Annotated in this window: 20 protein-coding genes; 9 read left to right on the top strand and 11 right to left on the bottom strand. The window is 66.9% G+C overall.

Going from position 1 to position 22977, the window contains the following annotated elements:
• Positions 1 to 13: 13 nt before the first annotated feature.
• From AC06E9_RS18530 to AC06E9_RS18520, 3 genes are read right to left on the bottom strand one after another with little or no spacing between them, the layout of a single operon-like run.
• On the bottom strand, positions 14 to 424 hold the full coding sequence (locus tag AC06E9_RS18530) for a lysozyme inhibitor LprI family protein (protein WP_226956678.1): 411 nt from the start codon (positions 422 to 424) through the stop codon (positions 14 to 16).
• Positions 421 to 1896: a Fe-S cluster assembly protein SufB gene (gene sufB, locus AC06E9_RS18525; protein ID WP_478056584.1), complete on the bottom strand. Its 1476-nt coding sequence runs from the start codon at positions 1894 to 1896 to the stop codon at positions 421 to 423. Before sufB ends, AC06E9_RS18530 begins: the two co-directional genes overlap by 4 nt.
• A 13-nt stretch (positions 1897 to 1909) precedes the next feature.
• Positions 1910 to 2362, bottom strand: a complete 453-nt coding sequence (locus AC06E9_RS18520; RefSeq protein WP_026070170.1) for an SUF system Fe-S cluster assembly regulator — start codon at positions 2360 to 2362, stop codon at positions 1910 to 1912.
• A gap of 172 nt (positions 2363 to 2534) precedes the next feature.
• On the opposite strand from AC06E9_RS18520, the gene AC06E9_RS18515 reads away from it, so the two are divergent.
• Positions 2535 to 3002, top strand: a complete 468-nt coding sequence (locus AC06E9_RS18515; RefSeq protein ID WP_121043218.1) for an SET domain-containing protein — start codon at positions 2535 to 2537, stop codon at positions 3000 to 3002.
• Positions 3003 to 3123: 121 nt separating this feature from the next.
• On the top strand, positions 3124 to 3666 hold the full coding sequence (locus AC06E9_RS18510) for a type 1 glutamine amidotransferase domain-containing protein (protein ID WP_121043220.1): 543 nt from the start codon (positions 3124 to 3126) through the stop codon (positions 3664 to 3666).
• Between the two features lie 40 nt (positions 3667 to 3706).
• Here AC06E9_RS18510 and AC06E9_RS18505 read toward each other — a convergent pair whose 3' ends face one another.
• The 4 genes from AC06E9_RS18505 to AC06E9_RS18490 form a co-directional block, all read right to left on the bottom strand.
• On the bottom strand, positions 3707 to 4303 hold the full coding sequence (locus AC06E9_RS18505) for a YceB family lipoprotein (protein ID WP_088432783.1): 597 nt from the start codon (positions 4301 to 4303) through the stop codon (positions 3707 to 3709).
• A 101-nt stretch (positions 4304 to 4404) separates the two neighbouring features.
• The gene (locus tag AC06E9_RS18500) at positions 4405 to 4941 is read right to left on the bottom strand and encodes a hypothetical protein (RefSeq protein WP_478056583.1); all 537 of its coding nucleotides are present in this window, start codon (positions 4939 to 4941) and stop codon (positions 4405 to 4407) included.
• Between the two features lie 52 nt (positions 4942 to 4993).
• Positions 4994 to 5305 (bottom strand): DUF3861 domain-containing protein, encoded by a 312-nt coding sequence (locus tag AC06E9_RS18495; RefSeq protein WP_259462203.1) that lies wholly within the window; start codon positions 5303 to 5305, stop codon positions 4994 to 4996.
• A 315-nt stretch (positions 5306 to 5620) separates the two neighbouring features.
• Entirely contained in the window at positions 5621 to 6019 is a 399-nt protein-coding gene (locus tag AC06E9_RS18490; protein ID WP_019185677.1) for an HU family DNA-binding protein, read from the bottom strand.
• 365 nt (positions 6020 to 6384) lie between these two features.
• Between AC06E9_RS18490 and AC06E9_RS18485 the strand changes: the two genes are divergently transcribed.
• Both AC06E9_RS18485 and AC06E9_RS18480 read left to right on the top strand, forming a co-directional pair.
• Positions 6385 to 6819, top strand: a complete 435-nt coding sequence (locus AC06E9_RS18485; RefSeq protein ID WP_123728599.1) for an OsmC family protein — start codon at positions 6385 to 6387, stop codon at positions 6817 to 6819.
• A gap of 85 nt (positions 6820 to 6904) precedes the next feature.
• Positions 6905 to 8578: an amidohydrolase gene (locus tag AC06E9_RS18480; RefSeq protein ID WP_478056582.1), complete on the top strand. Its 1674-nt coding sequence runs from the start codon at positions 6905 to 6907 to the stop codon at positions 8576 to 8578.
• Positions 8579 to 8594: 16 nt separating this feature from the next.
• Here AC06E9_RS18480 and AC06E9_RS18475 read toward each other — a convergent pair whose 3' ends face one another.
• Entirely contained in the window at positions 8595 to 9470 is an 876-nt protein-coding gene (locus AC06E9_RS18475) for a PhzF family phenazine biosynthesis protein (protein WP_478056581.1), read from the bottom strand.
• A gap of 150 nt (positions 9471 to 9620) precedes the next feature.
• On the opposite strand from AC06E9_RS18475, the gene AC06E9_RS18470 reads away from it, so the two are divergent.
• From AC06E9_RS18470 to murD, 3 genes are read left to right on the top strand one after another with little or no spacing between them, the layout of a single operon-like run.
• Positions 9621 to 12224: a bifunctional aspartate kinase/diaminopimelate decarboxylase gene (locus AC06E9_RS18470; protein WP_478056580.1), complete on the top strand. Its 2604-nt coding sequence runs from the start codon at positions 9621 to 9623 to the stop codon at positions 12222 to 12224.
• A gap of 33 nt (positions 12225 to 12257) precedes the next feature.
• Positions 12258 to 13610 (top strand): UDP-N-acetyl-alpha-D-muramoyl-L-alanyl-L-glutamate epimerase, encoded by a 1353-nt coding sequence (gene murL / locus AC06E9_RS18465; RefSeq protein ID WP_478056579.1) that lies wholly within the window; start codon positions 12258 to 12260, stop codon positions 13608 to 13610.
• Positions 13591 to 15000: a UDP-N-acetylmuramoyl-L-alanine--D-glutamate ligase gene (gene murD, locus AC06E9_RS18460; protein WP_478056578.1), complete on the top strand. Its 1410-nt coding sequence runs from the start codon at positions 13591 to 13593 to the stop codon at positions 14998 to 15000. The genes murL and murD overlap by 20 nt, the downstream gene beginning before the upstream one ends.
• A gap of 64 nt (positions 15001 to 15064) precedes the next feature.
• Here the strand turns inward: murD and AC06E9_RS18455 are convergent, their stop codons facing one another.
• Entirely contained in the window at positions 15065 to 15661 is a 597-nt protein-coding gene (locus AC06E9_RS18455) for an SMI1/KNR4 family protein (RefSeq protein WP_478056577.1), read from the bottom strand.
• Positions 15662 to 15843: 182 nt separating this feature from the next.
• On the opposite strand from AC06E9_RS18455, the gene AC06E9_RS18450 reads away from it, so the two are divergent.
• On the top strand, positions 15844 to 16644 hold the full coding sequence (locus AC06E9_RS18450; protein ID WP_152153497.1) for a dienelactone hydrolase family protein: 801 nt from the start codon (positions 15844 to 15846) through the stop codon (positions 16642 to 16644).
• 29 nt (positions 16645 to 16673) lie between these two features.
• On the opposite strand, the gene AC06E9_RS18445 is transcribed toward AC06E9_RS18450, so the two are convergent.
• Positions 16674 to 17672, bottom strand: a complete 999-nt coding sequence (locus AC06E9_RS18445; RefSeq protein ID WP_478056576.1) for a polyprenyl synthetase family protein — start codon at positions 17670 to 17672, stop codon at positions 16674 to 16676.
• Between the two features lie 304 nt (positions 17673 to 17976).
• Between AC06E9_RS18445 and AC06E9_RS18440 the strand changes: the two genes are divergently transcribed.
• On the top strand, positions 17977 to 19590 hold the full coding sequence (locus AC06E9_RS18440) for an alpha-glucosidase (protein ID WP_152153492.1): 1614 nt from the start codon (positions 17977 to 17979) through the stop codon (positions 19588 to 19590).
• 611 nt (positions 19591 to 20201) lie between these two features.
• Here AC06E9_RS18440 and AC06E9_RS18435 read toward each other — a convergent pair.
• Positions 20202 to 22961, bottom strand: a complete 2760-nt coding sequence (locus AC06E9_RS18435) for a TonB-dependent receptor (RefSeq protein ID WP_478056575.1) — start codon at positions 22959 to 22961, stop codon at positions 20202 to 20204.
• Between the last annotated feature and the right edge of the window lie 16 nt (positions 22962 to 22977).

Genomic DNA, 22977 nt, shown 5'->3' with positions numbered 1-22977 from the left:
GAGGCAGCGCGACTCAGAGGTCGTATTCGCTGCGCTCGAGGAATTCGTTGCGCAGGTAAGTGACCCGCGCGGTGGTCAAGGCCGCCTTGGCGCCGGAATACAGCATCGGGTACATCGAGCCGTACAGCAGGCGAGGGTTCTCGTCATCGCCCACCGGGTAGCGCGCGTCCAGATCGGCGTCGCGCAGCTGGACCCACAGGCGCTGCGCTGCTTTCATCTTTGCCAGTGCGACCGGCTCGCCGGCCAGCTTGGCCACGATCTGGCGGTACACCGCGTTCAGTTCGGCATCGGCCTGCTTGAACTCGCCGTCAGCGCAGGCATTGAGCTCGAGCTGGTTGCCACCCGGATCGCATTTCACGTCCTGCGCGGCCGCCGGCGCCACCGCGCCCAGCAGCAGACCCAGGCTGATCAGGATGCGGATCATCCGACCGAGCCTTCCAGGCTGACGTCCAGCAGCTTCTTGGCTTCCACGGCGAACTCCATCGGCAGCTCGCGGAAGACCTGCTTGCAGAAGCCGTCGACGATCATCGACACCGCATTTTCCTGATCGATGCCGCGGGCGCGGCAATAGAACAGCTGGTCGTCGGAGATCTTGGAGGTGGTCGCTTCGTGCTCGACCGTCGCGCTGGGGTTCTTCACCTCGATGTAGGGGAAGGTATGCGCGCCGGACTTCTTGCCGATCAGCAGGGAATCGCACTGGGTGTAATTGCGCGCGCCCTCGGCGCCGCGATCGATCTTCACCAGGCCACGATAGGTGTTCTGGCCATGGCCGGCGCTGATGCCCTTGCTGACGATCTTGCTCTTGGTGCGCTTGCCGATGTGGATCATCTTGGTGCCGGTGTCGGCCTGCTGACGATGGTGGGTCAGCGCAACCGAGTGGAACTCGCCGACCGAATCATCGCCAAGCAGCACGCAGGACGGGTATTTCCAGGTGATCGCCGAGCCGGTCTCGACCTGGGTCCAGGTGACCTTGCTGCGCGCGCCACGGCATTCGGCACGCTTGGTGACGAAGTTGTAGATGCCGCCCACGCCGTTCTCATCGCCCGGGTACCAGTTCTGCACCGTGGAGTACTTGATCTCGGCATCGTCCAGCGCGACCAGCTCGACCACCGCGGCGTGCAGCTGGTTCTCATCGCGCATCGGCGCGGTGCAGCCTTCCAGGTAGGACACGTACGCCTTGTCCTCGCAGATGATCAGCGTGCGCTCGAACTGGCCGGTATGGCCGGCGTTGATGCGGAAGTAGGTGCTCAGTTCCATCGGGCAACGCACGCCCTTGGGGATGAACACGAAGCTGCCATCGGAGAACACCGCCGAGTTGAGCGCGGCGAAGTAGTTGTCGCCGACCGGGACCACGGTGCCCAGGTACTGTTTGACCAGTTCCGGGTGTTCCTTGATCGCCTCGGACATGGAGCAGAAGATCACGCCCTTCTCGGCCAGTTCCTTGCGGAACGTGGTGCCGACCGAGACCGAATCGAACACCGCATCCACGGCCACGCCGGCCAGCCTGGCGCGCTCATGCAGCGGCACGCCGAGCTTGTCGTAGGTGTCCAGCAGTTCCTTGGGCACATCGTCCAGCGAGGCGTACTTCGGGCCCTTTGGCGCGGAGTAGTAGCTCAACGTCTGCAGGTCGATCTGCGCGATCTGCAGCTTGGCCCAGTCCGGCATCGGCATGGTCAGGAAGTGGCGGTAGGCGTCCAGGCGCCACTGCGTCATCCACTCCGGCTCGTCCTTCTTGGCGGACAGGGCACGGATGGTGTCCTCGTCCAGGCCGGGCGGCAACGAGTCCGATTCGATGTCCGTGATGAAGCCTGCCGAGTACTTGCGGCCGAGCTGCTCATGGATCTCGCGGTTGGGGGTATCGCCGGTGGCGACGGTATCGAGGGTATCGGTGGCCATGGGGGCTGCCTGATCAGGAGACGACATCCGCCGCGATCGCGCGGCGGTGGGCGTCAACAAGGGGAAGAGGGGGCAGGATCTGCGCCAGGGTGACCGCGCGCAGCGCTTCGGACACCACGTCGTTGATCATCCGCCAGCTGCTGCGCGCGCCACACTGCAGCTCGCGGCCGCACTGGCTGTGGTCATGGGCGCACTCGGTCAGGCCCAGCGGCCCTTCCATGGCTTCCACGATCTCGAACAGCGTGATCTGGTCTGCCGCGCGGGTCAGCCGGTAGCCGCCGCGGACGCCGCGCAGGCCTTCGACCAGCCCGGCCTGGGCCAGCGGCTTGAGCAGCTTGCTGACGGTGGGCGGTTCCAGACGGGCGAACTCGGCCAGTTCAGTTGCACTGAGCACCTCGCCCGGGCGGGCAGCGAGCACGGTCAGCACGACGGTGGCGTAATCGGTGAGCTTGGTGACGCGGAGCATGTGGGGTGCAGAACCATAAAGCGGACTGAAATTGTACGCTTTTCTCCGGCGGCATCCAACCCGCCCGTTCAGGCGCCCGCAGGGCGGCCTTGGGCGTGTATTGGACTGCATCGCTTTGGCAATCACAAAGATTAAGCGAGAATCGGGGCTTCCCACCGCAACGGTCAGCCAGATGCCCAAGAAGATCCAGGCCCGCAAGTCCACCATCCATGGCAATGGCGTGTTCGCGCTGGCGCCGATCAAGAAGGGCGAGCGGGTCATCCAGTACAAGGGTCTGCTGCGCAGCCACGCCGACGTGGACGCCGACGACACCGGGGATGTGGAGAGCGGTCATACCTTCCTGTTCACCCTCAACGACGACTACGTCATCGATGCTAACTACAAGGGCAACGACGCGCGCTGGCTCAACCACAGCTGCGATCCGAACTGCGAAGCAGTGATCGAGGAAGCCGAGGGTGACAACCGCCGCGAGGACAAGGTATTCATCGAGGCGATCAAGGACATCAAGCCGGGCGATGAATTGACCTACAACTACGGCATCACCCTGGCCGAGCGTCACACCGCGCGCCTGAAGAAGATCTGGGAGTGCCGCTGCGGTTCGAAGCAGTGCACCGGCACGATGCTGCAGCCCAAGCGCTGATCCCTCCGGTCGCCACCGGCCATGGGCCGGTGGCTGTCCCGACACGATGTGCACATCGTGGTCACCGCCGCCCAATGCGCCCGCGGCCACACTGAGCGCTCCTACTTACTGGAGCCGCTCCATGGCACACGCACTCAACGGCAAGCACATCGCGATCCTCGCCACCGATGGCTTCGAACAGTCCGAGCTGCAGGAACCCAAGCGCCTGCTGGAATCCTGGGGCGCCTCGGTCAAGGTGATCGCCCCCGGTGACGCCCGCACGATCCGCGGCTGGAAAGACAAGGACTGGGGCGAGGACGTCACGGTCGATGCACCGCTGAAAGGCGCGAAGGCCGGCGATTACGACGCACTGGTACTGCCCGGCGGCGTGATCAATCCCGACAAACTGCGCATCGACACCGACGCGGTCGCGCTGATCAAGGCCTTCGGCGCGGCGGGCAAGCCGGTCGCCGCGATCTGCCACGGGCCGTGGCTGCTGGTCGAGTCCGGCTTGGCCAAGGGCCGCAAGGTCACCTCGTGGCCGTCGCTGAAAACCGATCTGGGCAATGCGGGTGCCGAGTGGACCGATGCCGAAGTGGTGGTGGATGGTGGCCTGATCACCAGCCGCAAGCCGGGGGATATTCCCGCCTTCGCCGATGCGGTGGCCAAGGCATTGGCCGGTTGATCGTGTGGGCACCGACCCAGGGTCGGTGCCCACAATCGCGTTACTTGCTCAGCAACCCGGCCGGCACCAGCGCGCCGAGATCCTGGTTGAAGGTTACCACCAGCTTGCCGTTCTCCACTTGGGCCGACTGCACCTGCAGCGTGCCGAGCACCGCGGCCACGCTCGGGTCGATCTTGTAGATCGGTTCGCGCTGGGCGTAATCGGTGAGCCAGGCATTGAGCAGGCCGCGCGTACGTGAATCCAGCTTGCCGCCGTTGTTGGCCGGGGTGAAATCATCGACCGTCGGCTCCTGCAGGTGGAAGCCCTGTGTCTGCGCGTCGTAGCGCAGGCCGCTGCTCAGCTTCACTTTGCCCAGCGGCGCCGGGTTGCCGCCGGCGGTCGCCATGGCGACATCGAAGCCCAGGTCCAGCCGGCTGCCCTGCGGAAGGGTCAGCTGCGGATGGCTCATCGTCATTGCGATCAGGCCCCCCAGCGCGTTCTGCGTGCGCGGGAAGCTGCCGTCGAGGTACTGCTGCACATCGGTAGCGCCGACGGACAGCTGGCGGCCGGATACGCTGGGCGCGGCCTGCGCGCCGATGGCGGCGGCCAGCAGCACGGTGCAGGCGGCGAGGCGGGACAACAGCGGGCGAACGTTCATGGCGGCAGGCCGTGGGGAATGAGATGCCAACAATAGCGCGCGCGGCTGAATCCAGCTTTGACGTACGCGGTCAGGATTCGATGGCGCGCCCTGCGATGCAGTCAGTTCAGCACCGGCTGGATCGAGGCGCCGTGGATTTCCCACCCGCTCCCATCCGCGCGGGGTTGCAGCCGATACCAGCCCTCGAAACGCAGTGTGCGTGTGTCGGTGCTGACCCGGATCTGGACCGGCACTTCGCGCAGCCGGGAGGGCTGGGCGGTGTCGCGTGCGATGGGCGCGCCGGTCTTGATGCGCAGCCCGCGGAAGTCGGGCAGTGCGCGAAGGGGGGCATCGTCCGGGTGGCCGCCCGGGCCGCCGCCGGTCCACTGCGCGTCGGCGGTCGCGACGTCGCCCTGCGCCAATGCACTCAGGTAGCGATGCACCAGCGAAGGCTCATCCAGTGCGTCCGCGGCCACTGCGCTGAGCGCGGTCGGTGCCGCGGCGGTGGGCGGGGGCGTCGGTGCACTGTGCCGAGGCGGCACGTCATCGGCGTCCGCTGCGCCTTCGGGCGCCGCAGGTGACTCGGTCATGGGCGGCTGCTGCTGGCAGGAGCAGCCGTGCAGGAACAGCAGCGGAAGCAACAGGACGGCGCGGCGCATGCAGGACTCTCCCCGGAGAGCGCCGAGTGTAGCGCCACGCCCGGCGCTTGGCTCAGGGCGCGCCCTGGATCGACTCCAACGCGGCGAGCACCTCGTCCAGCTGCGGTTGCAGCACGGTAAGCGGGTGGCCGGGTTCGTCGGCGTGGCGCTGGGCGAGGTCGCGCAGCAGCTGGGTGGCCACGATGGCCGCGGCACGTTCGTCACCGCTGAGCCCGGTGTTGCGCCGCGCGATTTCCAGCAGGCGCATCCAATCCTGCTGCGCACGGTGCTCCAGCTCGATGGTGCAGCGCCCGCTGCACTGAAGGCCGTCCTTTTCGATCGGGGTGACGGTGATGCGGTAACGCTGGGAAGAAGAGCTGGCCATGGCTGCCTGCGCGGTGGGGGGTCAAGGCCACCATAGGGCGCGAGGCGTACCGCGACGACAGGCGCGGTCGCACGCAGTGTTCCACCCTGTGCGTTCCGGTCGGTTCTGCTATGCCCTGGATCACGGCAGGGCAGGCATCTGCGCAGGAAGCAGGCGGCGCGAACGTCTTTGGAAACGCTGTGTTTCGCTAGGCACGCCGAGCCCGCAGCGACCGGCACGCCCTCGGCAACTGTCCCCAGGCCGCCGCCTGGAGATGACCAAAAAAAACGGGACGGCTTATGCCGTCCCGTTTAGGTGCTGCAGGAAGCGCGCAGATTAGAGCGCGGCGTCCTTGAGCTTCTTGAGCGGACGCACCTTCAGCTTGGTCGACGCCGGCTTGGCGGCAAACCACTGCTCTTCCTTGGTGAACGGGTTGATGCCCTTGCGCTTCGGCTTGGCCGGCACGCTGACGGTGGAGATCTTCAGCAGGCCCGGCAGGGTGAAGCTGCCCGCGCCCTTCTTGTGCACCGAAGCGGCGACGGCGCCTTCCAGCGAGGCGAGCACGGCGCGCACGTCCTTGGCGACAACGCCGGACGCTTCAACGATGTGTGCAACCAGACCAGACTTGCTCAGCACTTCCTTGATCGGCTTGGGAGCGGCCGGCTTCGCGGCTGCCTTCGTAGCGACTTTCTTTACTGCCTTCTTCGGGGCAGCCTTCTTAGCGGTCTTTGCCATGGTTTCCTGTTCCGTGAACGGTTGGTTGTTTGGTCGCGCCGAACCCCGTCGGCAAGCGAAATGTAGGGCAACTATGGGGCGCCGCCAATAGGCAGGCGCATAAAAATTCGTGATTTCCACGCCCTTCGTTACCGCAGTGCATCAGGTCATAGCCAAAAAACAGGGTCCGCCCTCGCGGCGGGTGCCATCGGTCATGGACCGTCGCACCCCGACTGTCGCACGAAAACCACTTGAAAACAGCATCGATCTTGAGGACCGATTCAGCTGGGAGCGCCACCTGCCATGCCGCTGACGGCAGCCAGACATGGCACTAACGCGGCACGGTCTAGGCTGGTCTGGTCATTCACGCCGCAGGAGATCTCACGATGGGTATTTCACGCCACGCCACCGCGCATTGGGAAGGTGACCTCAAGACAGGCAAGGGACAATTGAGCACGCCCCAGAGCGGCTTGATGGACAAAACACGCTATGCCTTCAGCAGCCGCTTCGGCGATGAGAAGGGCACCAACCCGGAAGAGCTGATCGCCGCTGCACATGCCGGCTGCTTCACGATGGCGCTGTCGGCCAAGCTGACCGAGGCCGGTTTCGTGCCCACCTCGCTGGATACCGAAGCCAAGGTGGACCTCTCGATGGAAGGTGGCCCGCAGCTGTCGCAGATCACGTTGAAGGTGAAGGCCGTGGTGCCGAACATCGAGGCCACCCAGTTCCGTGCCATCGCCGATGACGCCAAGCAGAACTGCCCGGTCTCCAAGGCGCTCAGTGCGGTACCGATCAGCCTTGAGGCCGAGCTGGCCGGCTGATCCGCGCCAGCGATTGGTGCACAGCAGATTGTGATGGGAAAGCGGCGGCCGCATAGTCGCCGCTTTCCTGTTGTGGGGTATCTGCATGCGTCCGACCGCTCTTGCCACCCTGCTGGCCTGCCTGCTGGCCGGCACCGCGCAGGCCGATGTGCGCCTGCTGACCGCCGCGACCATCCATACCGGGGATCCCGACGCGCCCGCCGCCACTGCGCTGGCGTGGGATACCGACACCGGGCGCGTGCTCGCCGTTGGTGATCGGCAGGCACTGTTGACGCTGTATCCACTGGCGGCGCTGACCGACGTCGGCGAGGCCACCGTGATCCCGGGGCTGATCGATGCGCATGCACACCTGATGTTCCTGGGCGGCACGCTGATGCAGGCCGATCTCACCGGTGCGACCAGTACCCAGGACATCGTGGTGCGCCTGCAGCGCTTTGCGGCCGACAACCCCGAGGGCTGGCTGCTGGGCAGCGGCTGGGACCAGAACCGGTGGCCGGACAAGCAGTTCCCGACCGTGGCCGATCTCGACACGGCGTTCCCGGACCGACCGGTCTGGTTGGGTCGCATCGATGGTCACGCGGGCTGGGGCAACAGCGCGGCATTGCGCGCGGTCGCACGGCAGCCCGGCCAACGCGCGCTGAAGGGCAGCTGGCAGCCGGCCGGTGGTCGCATCGTGCGCGATGCGAAGGGGCAGCCGAGCGGGGTGTTCGTCGATGAAGCGATGACCCTGGTGCAGGCGGCGATCCCGACGCCCAGCGACGCAGCCCGCGAGCAGATGCTGACCCGCGCACTGGATAAAGCGGTCAGCCACGGCCTGACCGGTGTGCACGACATGGGCGTATCGCGCGCCGATCTGGCTCTGATGCGCCGCTTCGCCGATGCCGGCACGCTGCCGCTGCGTATCGATGCGTATGCCGATGGTAATGGCGATGCGCTGGCTGATCTGTGTGCACAGGGCGCGTACCAGCATCCCGGTGGCCGCCTTGAGATGCGCGGGGTCAAGCTGTTCATGGATGGCGCGCTGGGCAGCCGCGGCGCCGCGCTGCTGGCCGACTACAGCGACGACCCGCACAACCGCGGCTTGCTGGTGACCTCGCCGGCCGAGTTTGAAACGGCGGTGCGCAAAGCCGATACCTGTCATGTCCAGGTCGCCACCCATGCGATCGGCGATCGAGGCAACCGGATCGCGCTGGACACCTACGCCAGGGTGCTGGGCGAGCGTCGCAGCAGCGATCATCGCTGGCGGATCGAGCATGCGCAGGTGGTGGCGCTGGAGGACATTCCGCGCTTTGCCCAGCTCGGCGTGATCGCCTCGATGCAACCTACCCACGCCACCTCGGACATGGGCTGGGCGCAGGATCGGGTCGGTCCCGAGCGCATCCTCGGGGCCTATGCGTGGCGGCGGATGCTGGGCTCCGGTGCCCGGCTCGCGCTTGGTTCGGACTTCCCGGTGGAACAGGTGGATCCGCGCCTGGGCCTGTATGCCGCGGTCACCCGCCAGGACCGTGCGGGCCAACCGCCGGGCGGCTGGCAGCCCGATCAGCGCCTGACCGCGGCCGAAGCGCTGCGCGGGTTCACCGCCGATGCCGCGTGGGCAGGCCATGACGAGGCCCAGGTCGGCCGGTTGCAGCCCGGCCTGCACGCGGATTTCGTCGTGCTTGATCGCGATCCGCTCAGCATCGCCCCGGCCGACCTGGCCGACCTGCAGGTGCGTTCGACCTGGGTCGATGGCGCACCGGTGTACGACACGGCGCGTTGACGCGCCGCCGCCGGGATCACCAGTCCAGCGTGCCGCGGATGACGGTCTGCACCTGGCCGCCGGACCAGACATCGCCATGGTCATCGATGCGCAGGGTCAGGCGCGCATCGTGGCCCACTTCACGGCCCTGGCTGACGACGTAGCCGTGCGCGGTGCCGGGCAGCGCATCGCGGCTGTCCAGCCACGCGGCCAGCACCGCATTGGCCGCACCGGAGGCCGCATCTTCAAAGCGACGGCCATTGCCGACGAACGCACGCACCGCCAGATCCCACGCCTGGCCCTGGCTGCGTGCATAGGCGAATACCCCCATGCTGTCGGTGGCCTCGGCCAAGGTGGCCACGGCATCCCAATCCGGGGTGAGGGCGCGCAGGGCGGCCTCGTCAGCGAGTTCCACCACCCACCAGCTGCGGCCACCGGCCATGCTCGCCGGCGGCAGATTGCCCAGCGGCCAGCCCGCCAAGGCTGCCTGCAGGCGCGGGTCGGCGGCAGTGGTCACTTCGGCCACCGCGGCGCGCGGGGTACGGATCGCGATGGTGCGGGCGTCACCGCTGCCATCCACCCGCAGCGGCAGGGCACCGGCGATGCCGTCCTGGACCAGCACGCCCTCGACCGGTGCGGCCACGCCCAGCTCGAGCACGGCATGCGCGGTGCCCACGCTGGGGTGGCCGGCGAACGGAACTTCCTTCTGCGGGCTGAACATCCGGATGCCGTAGCTCGCGCCCGGGGCGGCAGGCGGGAACACGAAGGTGGTCTCCGGCAGGCGGGTCCAGCGGGCGATGGCCTGCATCGCCGTCTCGTCCAGGCCCTGTGCATCGAGCACGACGGCCAGCGGGTTGCCGGCGCCGGGGTAGGGCGAGAACACATCCAGCTGCAGGAAACGACGGGAGGTCATGGCGGGGCGCTCAGGGAAAAACGGGCGGGCAGCTTACCAACCGGGGCCGCATTGCGGGCCCGGCCCCTGCAACGGGCAGGCTTGGCATAGAATCGGGGGTTCGGCCCGGCGTGCCGGGCGATCCCTCTCACTACCCAAACCTCCACCTCCATGTCAGCTTCCCCCCTTGTCGATCGCTGGATCGTACTGAAGTTCGGCGGCACCTCCGTGTCGCGTCGTCACCGCTGGGACACCATCGGCAAACTGGCGAAAAAACGGGCGGAAGAAACGGGCTCGCGCGTGCTGGTGGTGGTATCGGCGCTGTCCGGGGTGACCAACGAACTCACCGCGATCGCCGATGGCGCCGCCGACAGCCGCGACCGTGTCGCCGCGCTGGTCGCGCGCCACCGCGAATTCCTGACCGAGCTGGCGCTGGACGCCACCGCGCTGGACGTGCGTCTGGACGCGCTGGCCGGGCTGCTGGACGATCCGCGTGCCGCCGGTCGGCCGCTGGAGTGGCAGGCTGAGGTGCTGGGCCAGGGCGAACTGCTGTCCTCGACCGTCGGTGCGGCCTATCTGCGCGCCAGTGGCCTGGATTTCGGCTGGATGGATGCCCGCGAGTGGCTCGATGCACTGCCGCCGCAACCCAGCCAGAGCGAGTGGTCGCAGCGCCTGTCGGTGAACTGCCAGTGGCGTGCCGAGGCCGATTGGGCCGCGCGTTTCCGCGCCCAGCCGACCCGCATGCTGATCACCCAGGGCTTCATCTCCCGCCATGCCGATGGGGGCACCGCCATCCTCGGTCGCGGCGGTTCGGATACCTCGGCGGCGTACTTCGGTGCGCTGCTCGGCGCCAGCCGCGTGGAGATCTGGACCGATGTGCCGGGCATGTTCAGCGCCAACCCGAAGGACGTGCCCGACGCGCGCCTGCTGACCCGCCTGGACTATTACGAAGCGCAGGAAATCGCGACGACCGGCGCCAAGGTGCTGCACCCGCGTTCGATCAAGCCGTGCCGCGATGCCGGCGTGCCGATGGCGATCCTGGATACCGAGCGCCCCGAGCTGCCGGGCACCAGCATCGATGGCAATGCCGCGGCGGTGCCGGGTGTGAAGGCGATCAGCCGCCGCAACGGCATCGTGCTGGTCTCGATGGAAGGCATCGGCATGTGGCAGCAGGTCGGCTTCCTGGCCGACGTGTTCGGGCTGTTCAAGAAGCACGGCCTCTCCGTGGACCTGATCGGTTCGGCCGAAACCAACGTGACCGTCTCGCTGGACCCGTCCGAAAACCTGGTCAGCACCGATGTGCTGGCCGCGCTGTCGGCCGACCTGTCGCAGATCTGCAAGGTCAAGATCATCGTGCCGTGCGCGGCGATCACCCTGGTCGGCCGCGGCATGCGCTCGATGCTGCACAAGCTCTCGGACGTGTGGGCCACCTTCGGCCGCGAACGCGTGCACATGATTTCGCAGTCGTCCAATGACTTGAACCTGACCTTCGTCATCGACGAGGCGGACGCGGACGGCCTGCTGCCGATCCTGCACGCCGAACTGATCGACAGCGGCGCGATGCCGGTGGAAGAGGGCGAAGTGTTCGGCCCGCGCTGGCGCGAAATCGCCGGCACCATCCGCCCGCGCGAAACCGCCTGGTGGCGGGGCCAGCGCGAGCACCTGCTGACGCTCGCCCAGGCCGGGACGCCGCGCTACGTCTATAACCTGCCAACGGTGCGGGCGCGTGCGCGCGCGCTGAACGCGATCAAGGCGATCGACCAGCGTTACTACGCGATCAAGGCCAACTCGCACCCGGCCATCCTGGAAGTGCTGGAGCAGGAAGGCTTCGGCCTGGAGTGCGTGTCGCACGGCGAGCTCAAGCACGTGTTCAACACGCTGCCGACGCTGTCGCCCAAGCGCGTGCTGTTCACCCCCAGCTTCGCGCCGCATGCCGAGTACGATGCCGCGTTCGCGCTGGGTGTCACCGTCACGCTGGACAACGTGGAAGCCCTGCAGCGCTGGCCGGAACTGTTCAGCAACCGCGAGCTCTGGCTGCGCGTGGATCTGGGCCGTGGCGAAGGCCACCATGCCAAGGTCCGCACCGGCGGCAAGGACTCCAAGTTCGGCCTGCCGATCGCCCGCGTGGATGAGTTCGTCCGCATCGCCGGCGAGCTGGGCACCCGCGTGGTCGGCCTGCATGCGCACCTGGGCAGCGGCGTGGAAACCGCGCAGCACTGGCGCCTGATGTGCGATGAACTGGCCGGGTTCGCCCGCCGCATCGGCAGCATCGAGACCATCGATATCGGCGGTGGCCTGCCGATCCCGTACAGCGCCGACGACGAGCCGTTCGATCTGGAGGCCTGGGCGATCGGCCTGGCCGAAGTGAAGGCCGTGCACCCGGCGTTCCGCCTGGCGATCGAACCGGGCCGCTACCTGGTGGCCGAGTCCGGCGTGCTGCTGACGCGGGCCACCCAGGTGGTGGAAAAGGACGGCATCCGCCGCGTCGGTCTGGATGCGGGCATGAACACGCTGATGCGTCCGGCGCTGTACGACGCCTGGCATGACATCGAGAACCTCAGCCGCCTGAGTGGCTACTCCGAAGCGATGTTCGATGTGGTCGGCCCGATCTGCGAATCCAGCGACGTGTTCGGCAAGCGCCGCCGCCTGCCGGCCTCGACCGCGCCGGACGATGTGATGCTGATCGCCGACGCCGGCGCGTATGGCTACGTCATGGCCAACACTTACAACCAGCGCGAGCTGCCGCGTGAGGACGTCATCGATGATGGCCATTGACCGCTGCCTGCCGCCATTCAAACCGGATACACCATGACTGCTTTTGATAAACACCAGGTTGCCGTTTTCCGCTTCGTCCGCTGCGAATTCGACGCGGGCACCGGCGTGGCGCAGCTGGTCTACGCCTTCGATGACGGCCCGGAGCTGATCGAGACGGTGACCATCCCGGGCGCGCCGTTCGTGCTCGAGGATGACCGCGCCGAGGCGGTGCAGCGCGCCCTGCGCCTGCTGCACCTGATGGCCGGGGTGAGCTACTACAAGGCCGGCGTGCCCGAGCAGGTGCGTATCGACAGCTACACCATTGACGCGGCCACCGCGGCGCTGGTCGAGACGGTGTACCTCAACGGCCTGGGCGAATTCGCCTACCGCAATGGCCTGAACCTGCGTGGCCGCTTCCGCCTGCCGGTCGAGGGCGAAGCCTTCGCCGCACCGGCGCTGGGCCTGCGCGAACACGCGCTGGTCGCCATCGGCGGCGGCAAGGATTCGCTGGTCAGCATCGAAGCGCTGCGCAGCCTGGGTATCGCCGAAACGGTCACCTGGATTGGCGGCTCGCAGCTGATCCGCGCCTGCGCCGAGCGCACCGGCCTGCCGATCCTCAACATCGGCCGCACGCTGGCCCCGGAGCTGTTCGAGCTCAACCGTCAGGGCGCCTGGAACGGCCATATCCCGGTCACCGCGGTGAACTCGGCGATCCTGGTGCTGGCCGCGCTGCTGCAGGGCGTGGACCAGGTGGTGTTCTCCAACGAGCGCTCGGCCAGCTATGGCAGCCAGATTCCGGGCACCGGCGAGGTCAATCACCAGTGGTCGAAGGGCTGGGCGTTCGAACAGGCCTTCGGTGAGCATCTGGAACGCCACGTCGCCGCGGACCTGCACTATTACTCGCTGCTGCGCCCGCTCTCGGAGCTGGCGGTGGCGCGTCAGTTCGCCAAGAGTGACTTCTACGACGCGCATTTCTCCAGCTGCAACCGCAATTTCCACATCCTGGGCGAGCGCCCGGTGAACCGCTGGTGCGGCGTCTGCCCGAAGTGCCACTTCGTGTTCCTGGCGCTGGCCCCGTTCATGCCCAAGATGCGCCTGGTCGGCATCTTCGGCCGCAACCTGCTCGACGATATCGAGCAGGCCCCGGGCTTCGATGCGCTGCTGGAGTTCCAGGACCACAAGCCGTTCGAGTGCGTGGGCGAAGGCCGCGAATCGCGCGCTGCGATGGCGACCTTGGCCGCGCGCCCGGAATGGAATGAAGACGCGCTGGTGAAGCGCTTTGTCCACGAGATCCGCCCGCAGCTGGACGCCACGGAACTGCAGATCGAACCGCTGCTGGCGCTGGAAGGCGAACACCGCATTCCTCCGGCGATCTGGGAGCGTCTGCGTGCGAATTTCGCAGCTTGAAGGCAAGCGCGTTGCGTTGTGGGGCTGGGGACGTGAGGGGCGCGCCGCGTTCCGCGTCCTGCAGCAGCGGCTGCCGTCGCTGCCGCTGACGTTGTTCTGCCCGGAGGCCGAGGCCGCCGGTGCGCGTGAGGAAACCCAGGGGGCGCTGACGGTTCGTTCGGATGTCACCGGCCTGGCGCTGGCCGCCTTCGAGGTGGTGATCAAATCGCCGGGTATCAGCCCGTATGGCGAGGCAGCCCTGCACGCCACCGCGCAGGGCACGCAGTTCATCGGCGGTACCTCGCTGTGGTTCGCCGAGCACGCCGCTGCCGACGGCATCGTGCACGACACCGTGTGCGTGACCGGTACCAAGGGCAAGAGCACCACCACCGCGCTGCTGGCACATCTGCTGCGTGCTTCGGGCGCGCGCACCGGGCTGATCGGCAACATCGGCCTGCCGCTGCTGGAAGTGCTGGCCCCGCAGCCGGTGCCGCAGTACTGGGCAGTGGAACTGTCCAGCTACCAGACCGGCGAGGTCGCGCGCAGTGGCGCGCACCCGCAGGTCGCCATCGTGCTGAACCTGTTCCCCGAGCACCTGGATTGGCACGGCAGCGAAGCACGCTACATCGATGACAAGCTGCAGCTGGTCACCGGGGCCGCGCCGCGGACCGCGGTGCTCAACGCGGCCGACCCGCACCTGGCGGGGTTGTCGTTGCCGGAGAGCGAGGTCATCTGGTTCAACCAGCCGTTGGGCTGGCACATGCGCGGCGATGTCGTGCATCGCGGCGAGCAGGCCGTGTTCGACACCTCACACACGCCGCTGCCCGGCCGACACAACCGCGGCAACCTGTGCGCGGTGCTGGCGGCGATCGAGGCGCTGGGCCTGGACGCGGTGGCACTGGCCCCGGCGGTGCAGGACTTCCGCCCGCTCCCCAACCGCCTGCAGACCATCGGTAAGCGTGAGGGGATCACCTTCGTCAACGATTCGATCAGCACCACGCCGCACGCAAGTCTGGCGGCGCTGGAGTGCTTCGCCGGTCGCCGCATCGCGCTGCTGGTGGGCGGGCATGATCGTGGCCTGGACTGGCACGACTTCGTCGCGCACATGGCGCACGACGTGCCTCCGGTGGAGATCGTCACGATGGGCGCCAACGGCCCGCGCATCCACGCGCTGCTGCAGCCGTTGGCCGATGCAGGCCGTTTCGGTCTGCATGCCGCCGCCGATCTGCCCGAGGCCATGCGGCTGGCGCAGGTCGCGCTTGGCGGGCAGGGCGGGGTGGTGCTGTTGTCGCCGGGTGCGCCGAGCTACGGCGTGTACCGCGACTACGTCGCCCGTGGCCGCCATTTCGCCGAACTGGCCGGCTTTGATCCGGACCAGATCACCGCGATTCCGGGCATCGGGATCGCCTGATCTGCTCTACCCCGGGGCGACGCGGGATACGTCATCCACCCTGGTTACGCCGGTGATGCAGGCATCAGGCTTCTTCTTCATCGATGAACGCGTAGTCCCCGTCGATGAGCTGCTGCAGATAGACATCGAAGCTCGGCGCGATCACCCGGTAGCTGTCCGGGTCGTGCAGGTAGCGCACCACCTGGCCGGCCGTGCCGCCCGGTGCGGGATCGAAATCCAGATACAGCACCGAGGTGCCACCGTTGTTCATGCAGTGCGAGAAGCACAGGCGCTTGCCCATCGGCAGATCCGCGTCAATGCCCTCGCCAAGAATCTCGGGGTCTTCCTCCAGCCACTCCTCGTAGATCGAGCGGATGCTGTCATCCCACTGCGCGCTGTCCTCGAATACCTGCGCTACCGAGCGCAGGAAGTAGGGGTAGTGCCCCTCCTCGACATCCGAGCCCAGCATCAGCACCACCGCCTCGCCACCCGGGTAGGTGCGGAAATGCGTGCCATCGACCCGCCCCAGCAGCGCCACCAGGCTCTCGGGCACCTGCGGCCAGCGCTCGCGCAGGCGCGCCAGATCGGCCGTGCTGGCGCCCTCGACCCAGGCCCACATCCGCGCATCGTCTTCGGGCAGGCGCGGCACCAGGCCGGAAAGGAAGCGGTCGACAAGGCTCATGAGCTGTTCCATGCACAGGGGGCGGCCAGCCTGCCATAACAGGGACGGAGGTAGTTAATTCAGATGAGGTCGGGCGTGGCCGGCCTGTCAGATCACGGGGTCGCACGTCGCGCCGGCGCGTCTACACGGTCCCGTCAGCCGACCGTCATACACTCGGGGCTCTTTCTGTCGGGAGCAGGCGCATGAACACGCAATGGCGGTGGGGTGCAGCGGTACTGTTGGGCATGACGGCGCTGCCCGCGCTGGCGGCGATGCAGGCCAAGCCGGTGGAGTGGACCCAGGATGGCACCACCTTCAGCGGGGTGCTGGTCTATGACGACAGTGACAACGACAAACGCCCGGGCCTGGTGATGGTGCCCAACTGGAAGGGCGTCAACGACTCGGCCATCGCCAAGGCCAAGCAGCTGGCCGGCGATGACTACGTGGTGCTGGTGGCCGATGTGTACGGCAAGGGCGTGCGCCCGAAGACCGATGCCGAGGCGGGTCCGGTGGCGACCAAGCTGCGCAATGACCGCCCCGTGCTGCGGGCGCGTGCGCTCAAGGCGATCGAGGTGCTGAAGGCGCAGGCCGGCAAGGCACCGCTGGATGCGAGCCGGATCGGCGCGGTCGGGTTCTGCTTCGGCGGCACCACGGTGCTGGAGATGGCACGCGCCGGTGCGCCGCTGGCCGGTGTGGTCAGCCTGCACGGCGGGCTGGGCTCGCCGCTGCCGGCCAAGGCCGGTGGAACCCATCCCTCCGTGCTGGTGCTCAATGGCGCCGACGACAAGAGCGTGAGCAAGGACGACATCGCCAGCTTCGAGCAGGAAATGAATGCTGCGAAGGTGGACTGGGAGTTCACCAACTACAGCGGCGCGGTGCACTGCTTTGCCGAGTCGGATGCGAACAGTCCGCCGGGGTGCCAGTACAACGAACGCGCGGCCAAGCGCGCGTGGAAGGCGCTGGACGAGTTCTTCGAGGAGCGGTTCGAGACGACACGCCGGTAGGTGCCGACCGTTGGTCGGCACGCCTCCGGTCAATGCGAGCGCTGCACCGCGTAACGGGCCAGCCCGCGAAGAGCGGCCACGGCATCGTTGTCGGCCAGGCCGTCGAGCGCACGCTCGGCGGCATCGGCGTACTCCTCGGCGCGGGCGCGGCTGTAGTCCAGCCCGCCGGTAGCGTGGATGGCCGCCAGCACCTCGGGCATCGCCTCGGCGTCACCGTTCTGCACGATCTCGCGCAGGCGCTCGCGGGTGGTGGCATCGGAATGCGCCATCGCGTGGATCAGCGGCAACGTGGCCTTGCCCTCGGCAAGGTCGTCGCCCAGGTTCTTGCCCAGCTCCTCGGCATTGGCCGAGTAGTCCAGCACGTCGTCGGCGATCTGGAAGGCGTAGCCCAGGTGCATGCCGTAATCGTACAGCGCCTGCTGGGTGGCCTCATCGACACCACTGGCCAGGGCGCCCAGGCGGGTGCCGGCGGCGAACAGCACCGCGGTCTTGCGCTCGATCACGCGCAGATAGGCCGCTTCGTCCGTATCCGGGTTGTGGACATGCAGCAGCTGCAGCACCTCACCCTCGGCGATCCGGTTGGTGGTATCGGCGAGGATCCGCATGACCGGCATGCGGTCCAGTTCGACCATCAGCTGGAAGCTGCGCGAGTACAGGAAATCCCCGACCAGGACGCTGGGAGCATTGCCCCACAGCGCATTGGCGGTGCTGCGGCCGCGGCGCAGGCTGGATTCGTCCACCACGTCGTCATGCAGCAGCGTCGAGGTGTGGATGAACTCGATGATTGCCGCCAGCTGATGGTGTTCCGGGCCGGCCTGGCCGACCGCGTGGCCGGCCAGCATCACCAGCATCGGGCGCAGGCGCTTGCCGCCGGCCGAGATGATGTGGTCGGCGATCTGGTTGATCAGCACGACATCCGAGGACAGTCGGCGACGAATCAGCGCATCGACGGCGTCCATGTCGGGCGCGGCGAGCGTCTGGATCTGGGGCAGGCCCAGCGCGGGGCGGGTGTCTTCGGTGATGGTCATGCGGTCTGACTTTCAGGCTTGGGCGGAATTATAGGCGGTGCGGTCGTATTCCGCCCGCGAAGACGTGCCGGTGGTCCGGTCAAGGCGCGGGGCAGGGCGCCGGATCGTGCCGACCTTGGCCGCCGGCGCCCGGGGCCCTGCTGGGCGAAGCGCCGCCTGACCGGGTGCCCGTAACGCCACGCGCACCGCGATCCGGCGTGAATACGTATGCATGCGACCCCACCGCTGGAGGCGCCCCGCTAAGCTTGTCGGGTTCGTTTCTGGCCCCCTCGCGGGTGCCGTGGAAGCCCGAAGGGGGGCCCCAATGTCGCAGTCTCCATGGTGGCGCGGTGCCGTCATCTATCAGATCTACCCGCGCAGTTTCCTGGACGCCAACGGCGATGGCGTGGGCGACCTGCCCGGCATCATCGAGCGCCTGGACTATGTCGCCGCGCTCGGCGTCGACGCGATCTGGGTCTCGCCGTTCTTCAAATCACCGATGGCCGACTTCGGCTATGACATCGCCGACCACCGCGACGTCGACCCGTTGTTCGGCACACTCGCCGATTTCGACGAGTTGCTGGCCAAGGCGCATGCGCTGGGCCTGAAGGTGATGATCGACCAGGTGTTCAGCCATACCTCGATCGACCATGCCTGGTTCCAGGAGAGCCGGCAGGACCGCACCAATCCCAAGGCGGACTGGTACGTGTGGGCCGATCCACGCGAGGACGGCACCCCGCCCAACAACTGGATGTCGATCTTCGGGGGCGTGGCCTGGCAGTGGGAGCCGCGGCGTGAGCAGTATTTCCTGCACAACTTCCTGGCCGACCAGCCCGACCTGAACTTCCATAACCCGGCAGTGCAGCAGGCCACGTTGGACTACGTGCGGTTCTGGCTCGACCGTGGCGTGGATGGCTTCCGCCTGGATTCGATCAATTTCTGTTTCCACGACGCACAGCTGCGTGACAACCCGGCCAAGCCGCTGGAAAAACGCCTCGGCCGTGGCTTCAGCGCGGACAATCCGTACGCCTACCAGTACCACTATTACAACAACACGCAGCCGGAGAACATCGGCTTCATCGAGCAGCTGCGCGTGCTGTTGGACGCGTACCCGGGATCGGTCAGCCTGGGTGAAATTTCCGCGGAAGATTCGCTGGCGACTACGGCCGAATACACCGCGCCGGGCCGCCTGCACATGGGCTACAGCTTCGAACTGCTGGTGAAGGATTTCAGCGCCGGTTACATCCGCGACACCGTGTCGCGGCTGGAAGCGACGATGACCGAAGGCTGGCCGTGCTGGGCGATCTCCAACCACGATGTGGAGCGCGCGGTAACGCGCTGGGGCGGTCATCCGGCACAGCCGCGCCTGGCGCGCATGCTGGTGGCGATGCTGTGCTCGCTGCGCGGTTCGATCTGCCTCTATCAGGGCGAGGAGCTGGGACTGGGCGAGGCGGACGTGCCGTTCGAGGCGCTGCAGGATCCTTACGGCATTACGTTCTGGCCGAACTTCAAGGGCCGCGACGGTTGCCGTACGCCGATGCCGTGGCTGGATGCGCCGAAGGCGGGCTTCACGACGGGTGAGCCGTGGTTGCCGATTCCGGCGGAGCATCAGGCTGCGTCGGTGGCGACGCAGGAACAGGATCCGCACTCGGTGTTGAGCGCGTTCCGTCAGTTCCTGGCGTGGCGGCGGACGATGCCGACGCTGTTGGTGGGCGACATCCGTTTTCTTGCGTGCGCCGAGCCGGTGTTGATGTTCGAGCGTGTGCACGGGGAGGAGACGTTGCTGTTGGCGTTCAATCTTTCGGCGGATTCGGTGCGGGCTGCGTTGCCGGTGGGTGAGTGGCAGGCGGTACATGTGCCGGGTCCGGACGTGGGCGAGGTTGTTGGTAATGAGCTGGTGTTGCCGGCGCAGTCGATGTATTGCGCGCGACGCGGCTGATCGGTGTTCCGGTGGTATTGAGAGGGCGGGGCCAGGTGCCTCGCCCTTTTTTTGTCTTGCGTTCGTGCGTTGGGGTACAGCCACAGCCACAGCCACAGCCACAGCCACAGCACTCGGGGCTGTAAACGTGCTGGTTTGGGCGGGCAGGGGTGGGTCAGCGGGACCCGCTGCAAGTACGTCCATGTAAGCTCGTATGCCGCCATCCATGGCGGCATACGGTCCCGCCAACCCACCCCTGCCCACCCTTTGACAGGGTGTCGGTGTGCAATGGAAAAGCGGCGCTTGCTTGATGGCTCAGTCAACCTGCCCAGACTTCGCGGTGATCGAAACGCAAAACTGACACGGCGGTAGACGCCTTGCTGTGCCATGGCCACCAACCCACTGTCGAAGGGCGGGGGTGTGTGGGTTGGCGGGACCGTTGTGCCGCATGGATGCGGCTCACGAGCCCCCATGGATGGGTTTACGGCGCGCCCCGCGAATCCACACACCCCCGACCAGCCCACGGACAGCCGGCGCTGACGCTCTTCAGAGTCAGAGAGAAGCCAACAAAAAACCCGCTGCACAAGCAGCGGGTTCCCGATGTCGCCACTAAGTGGCTGACAAGAGCAACATCAGAACTTGTAGTTCACGCCCAGCATGTACGTGCGGCCCCACTCCACGTACTCCAGCGGACGATCCTTCGTGCCAGCGTAGGTGCGATACGGCTCGTTGGTCAGATTGCTTCCCTGCAGCAACAGCGTCAGCCCATGCAGACTGCTGCTGTCGGCGAACGTATAACTGACCTGCGCATCCGTCACGTTCTCACCGACCACATAACGCAGCGTCCGGTTGCCGTTGAAGTTGCCGATCTCACCGATGAAATCCGAACGACGGCGCTGGCTCACGCGGGCCTCGAACCCACTGCGCTCGTAGTACGCGGTGAAGTTGTACACGCGTTCGGACAGGCCCGGCAGGCTGATCGGATCGCTGCCCACGCTGGAGGCGCTTTCCGGATCCAGGATCTTGATGTCACTGTCGTTGAACGTCGCACTGGCCTGCACGCCGAAGCCACGAAGGCTCTCCGTCAGCATCTCCAGCGGGAACGAGGCGGTCAGCTCCAGGCCCTTCAGCTTGCCACCCTGGCCGTTCTGCGGGGCCGAGAACGTGCCGGTCGGCAGGACCGGGACGATCATGCCCGGCGGCGGTACGTAGCTGGCCAGCAGGTCGCTGAAGTTGTAGTCGTCGCGCGACTGCGTGTAGACGTAGGACTTGAGATCCTTGAAGAACACCGCGGCCGCCACATACGCTTTTTCGCCGAAGTACTTTTCGTAGGACAGATCGATCGCGTTGGCGCGCCACGGATCCAGCAGCGGGTTGCCACCGCTGCCGCCGGGCTTGCCGGTGGCGGTGTCCACGCCGAACTCCAGGCCGGCACGCATCTGGTCCACGCGCGGGCGTGCCACCTGCTTGGCCACGGCGAAGCGCAGCGTCTGCTGGTGCGGGAACATGAAGGCCAGGTTCAAGCTCGGCAGCCAATCGGTGTAGGTCTTGCCGTCATCGATCGGCAGGATGTTCTGGCCATCGGGACGCGAGCGGTCGAAGTAGTTGGACTGCGAGCTCTGGTCGGTGCGCACCATCTGCACGCCGATGTTGCCGCGCAGGCCTACCTCACCGAGGTCGGTGTTGATGTTGGCGCGGATCCACGCGGTGCTGGTCTTTTCCTGCACCGTCCAGGCCTTGGGAATCAGGTAGTCCAGGTTGGTGACCGGGTTGAAGACCATGTAGCGGTCCACCGCAGCCGGCACGTTCCAGGCCGGGATGTAGCCGATACCGGCGAAGCCCAGATTGACCGGTGCGTACTGCAGGTCACCGGCGATGTTGGCATCGCCCTGGTCGCCAAGCAGGATGTTGCCCTCGGCCTGGGTCTTGTCCTTGCGGCGGTCGGCGTAGTTCACGCCCACGTCCACATCGGAGAACCACGGCAGCGAGTCGGGCATCGCGAAGGTGGCCTGCAGGCGGGCGCCCTTCAGGCGGTCTTCGACCATCGGCACCTTGCCGTAGCCGGAGCCGTAGATGGTGTTGGTCAGGAACAGCGCGTCCGGGTTGGAATAGTCCAAGCCCGGGCTGATCTGCGAGAACCCGTCCGGCTTGACCACCACCCCGACCGAATCCAGCTGCGGCATCGGGGTGAGCTGCAGGTTGTTCTCCAGGTTCAGTTCGTTGCGCGTGGCCTTGGAGTAGTTCACATCCGCGACGACCTTGACGCGTTCGAAGTTGAACTCGTTGTTCCAGCCGAACGCGTCGATCTTGTCCTTGCGCTTGTTGTACATGCCGCGCACCAGCGGATACACGCCGGTCGCCACGCCGCCGGCGAAGGTGCCATCGGCGTTGACCTGCGGGTTGGTGATCAGCAGGCCCGGGGTGTAACCGCCGTTGTAGTTGCTGAGGTTGACCTCGAACTGGTTGGCAGTATCGATCTGCTCGGCTTCGGTGTGGAACGCATCCAGGGTGCTGGTCCACACGTTCGACGGGCGGAACTGCACGGTGGCCATCACGCCGTCGCGCTCGTTGTTGCCGGTGCGGCGCAGCGCCTTGATGCCGTCGGAGAACACCGTGCCCGGGGCCAGGCCGGGGCGATTGCCTTGGTCGGTCTGCTCGGTGGTCCACGGTTCGTACAGGCCGACCTGGTTTTCCTGGATGGGCATGTCGCTGTGCGCGTAGCCGATCGAGATGCCCAGCGTGTTGTCGAGGAACTGGTCGATGTAGCTGGCGCTGAAGCGGTTGCCGTACGGGTCGACGTTGGCGGCCTTGCCCAGCGAGCTCTTCTGGTAGCGGCCGCTGATGGCGATCACGCGCTCGGCGAAGCTCAGCGGGCGCACGGTCTGCATGTCGATGGTGCCCGACAGGCCCTGGCCGACCAGCGCTGCATCCGGGGTCTTGTACACGGTCACGCCGTTGACCAGTTCCGAGGGGTACTGATCGAACTCGACGCTGCGGTTGTCACCGGTGCTGACCACTTCGCGCCCGTTGAGCAGGGTGGTGGCGAAGTCCGGCGACAGACCGCGCACGCTGATCACCTGGGCGCGGCCGGCCACCCGCTGGGCGGCCAGACCGGGCAGGCGGCCCAGCGATTCGGCGATGCTCACGTCGGGCAGTTTGCCGATGTCCTCGGCCGAAATCGCTTCGACCACCGAGGTGGCGTCCTGCTTGATCGCGATCGCGTTCTCGATGCCCCGGCGGATGCCCGTGACCTGGACGGTGTCCAGATTGGTTGCCGCCGTGCCGGTCGGTGTGGTGGTGGTACTGGGTTCGGCGGTCTGCGCCGACGCCATCAACGGCGTCAGGGCGACGGCCAGCGCGAGACTCAGCGCGCTGCGCTTGCGGTTCAACATTTTCCCCTCCCAGGCA

The organism is Stenotrophomonas sp. Steno-Z10-BAI (assembly GCF_056393115.1).
The sequence above is the reverse complement of the archived record's forward strand: the minus strand, read 5'-3'. Positions and strand labels throughout refer to the sequence as shown.

Coding starts and splice junctions, on each gene's coding strand:
- AC06E9_RS18530 (WP_226956678.1), bottom strand. CDS start 424: ATGATCCGCATCCTGATCAGCCTGGGTCTGCTGCTGGGCGCGGTGGCG.
- sufB (WP_478056584.1), bottom strand. CDS start 1,896: ATGGCCACCGATACCCTCGATACCGTCGCCACCGGCGATACCCCCAAC.
- AC06E9_RS18520 (WP_026070170.1), bottom strand. CDS start 2,362: ATGCTCCGCGTCACCAAGCTCACCGATTACGCCACCGTCGTGCTGACC.
- AC06E9_RS18515 (WP_121043218.1), top strand. CDS start 2,535: ATGCCCAAGAAGATCCAGGCCCGCAAGTCCACCATCCATGGCAATGGC.
- AC06E9_RS18510 (WP_121043220.1), top strand. CDS start 3,124: ATGGCACACGCACTCAACGGCAAGCACATCGCGATCCTCGCCACCGAT.
- AC06E9_RS18505 (WP_088432783.1), bottom strand. CDS start 4,303: ATGAACGTTCGCCCGCTGTTGTCCCGCCTCGCCGCCTGCACCGTGCTG.
- AC06E9_RS18500 (WP_478056583.1), bottom strand. CDS start 4,941: ATGCGCCGCGCCGTCCTGTTGCTTCCGCTGCTGTTCCTGCACGGCTGC.
- AC06E9_RS18495 (WP_259462203.1), bottom strand. CDS start 5,305: ATGGCCAGCTCTTCTTCCCAGCGTTACCGCATCACCGTCACCCCGATC.
- AC06E9_RS18490 (WP_019185677.1), bottom strand. CDS start 6,019: ATGGCAAAGACCGCTAAGAAGGCTGCCCCGAAGAAGGCAGTAAAGAAA.
- AC06E9_RS18485 (WP_123728599.1), top strand. CDS start 6,385: ATGGGTATTTCACGCCACGCCACCGCGCATTGGGAAGGTGACCTCAAG.
- AC06E9_RS18480 (WP_478056582.1), top strand. CDS start 6,905: ATGCGTCCGACCGCTCTTGCCACCCTGCTGGCCTGCCTGCTGGCCGGC.
- AC06E9_RS18475 (WP_478056581.1), bottom strand. CDS start 9,470: ATGACCTCCCGTCGTTTCCTGCAGCTGGATGTGTTCTCGCCCTACCCC.
- AC06E9_RS18470 (WP_478056580.1), top strand. CDS start 9,621: ATGTCAGCTTCCCCCCTTGTCGATCGCTGGATCGTACTGAAGTTCGGC.
- murL (WP_478056579.1), top strand. CDS start 12,258: ATGACTGCTTTTGATAAACACCAGGTTGCCGTTTTCCGCTTCGTCCGC.
- AC06E9_RS18455 (WP_478056577.1), bottom strand. CDS start 15,661: ATGAGCCTTGTCGACCGCTTCCTTTCCGGCCTGGTGCCGCGCCTGCCC.
- AC06E9_RS18450 (WP_152153497.1), top strand. CDS start 15,844: ATGAACACGCAATGGCGGTGGGGTGCAGCGGTACTGTTGGGCATGACG.
- AC06E9_RS18445 (WP_478056576.1), bottom strand. CDS start 17,672: ATGACCATCACCGAAGACACCCGCCCCGCGCTGGGCCTGCCCCAGATC.
- AC06E9_RS18440 (WP_152153492.1), top strand. CDS start 17,977: ATGTCGCAGTCTCCATGGTGGCGCGGTGCCGTCATCTATCAGATCTAC.
- AC06E9_RS18435 (WP_478056575.1), bottom strand. CDS start 22,961: ATGTTGAACCGCAAGCGCAGCGCGCTGAGTCTCGCGCTGGCCGTCGCC.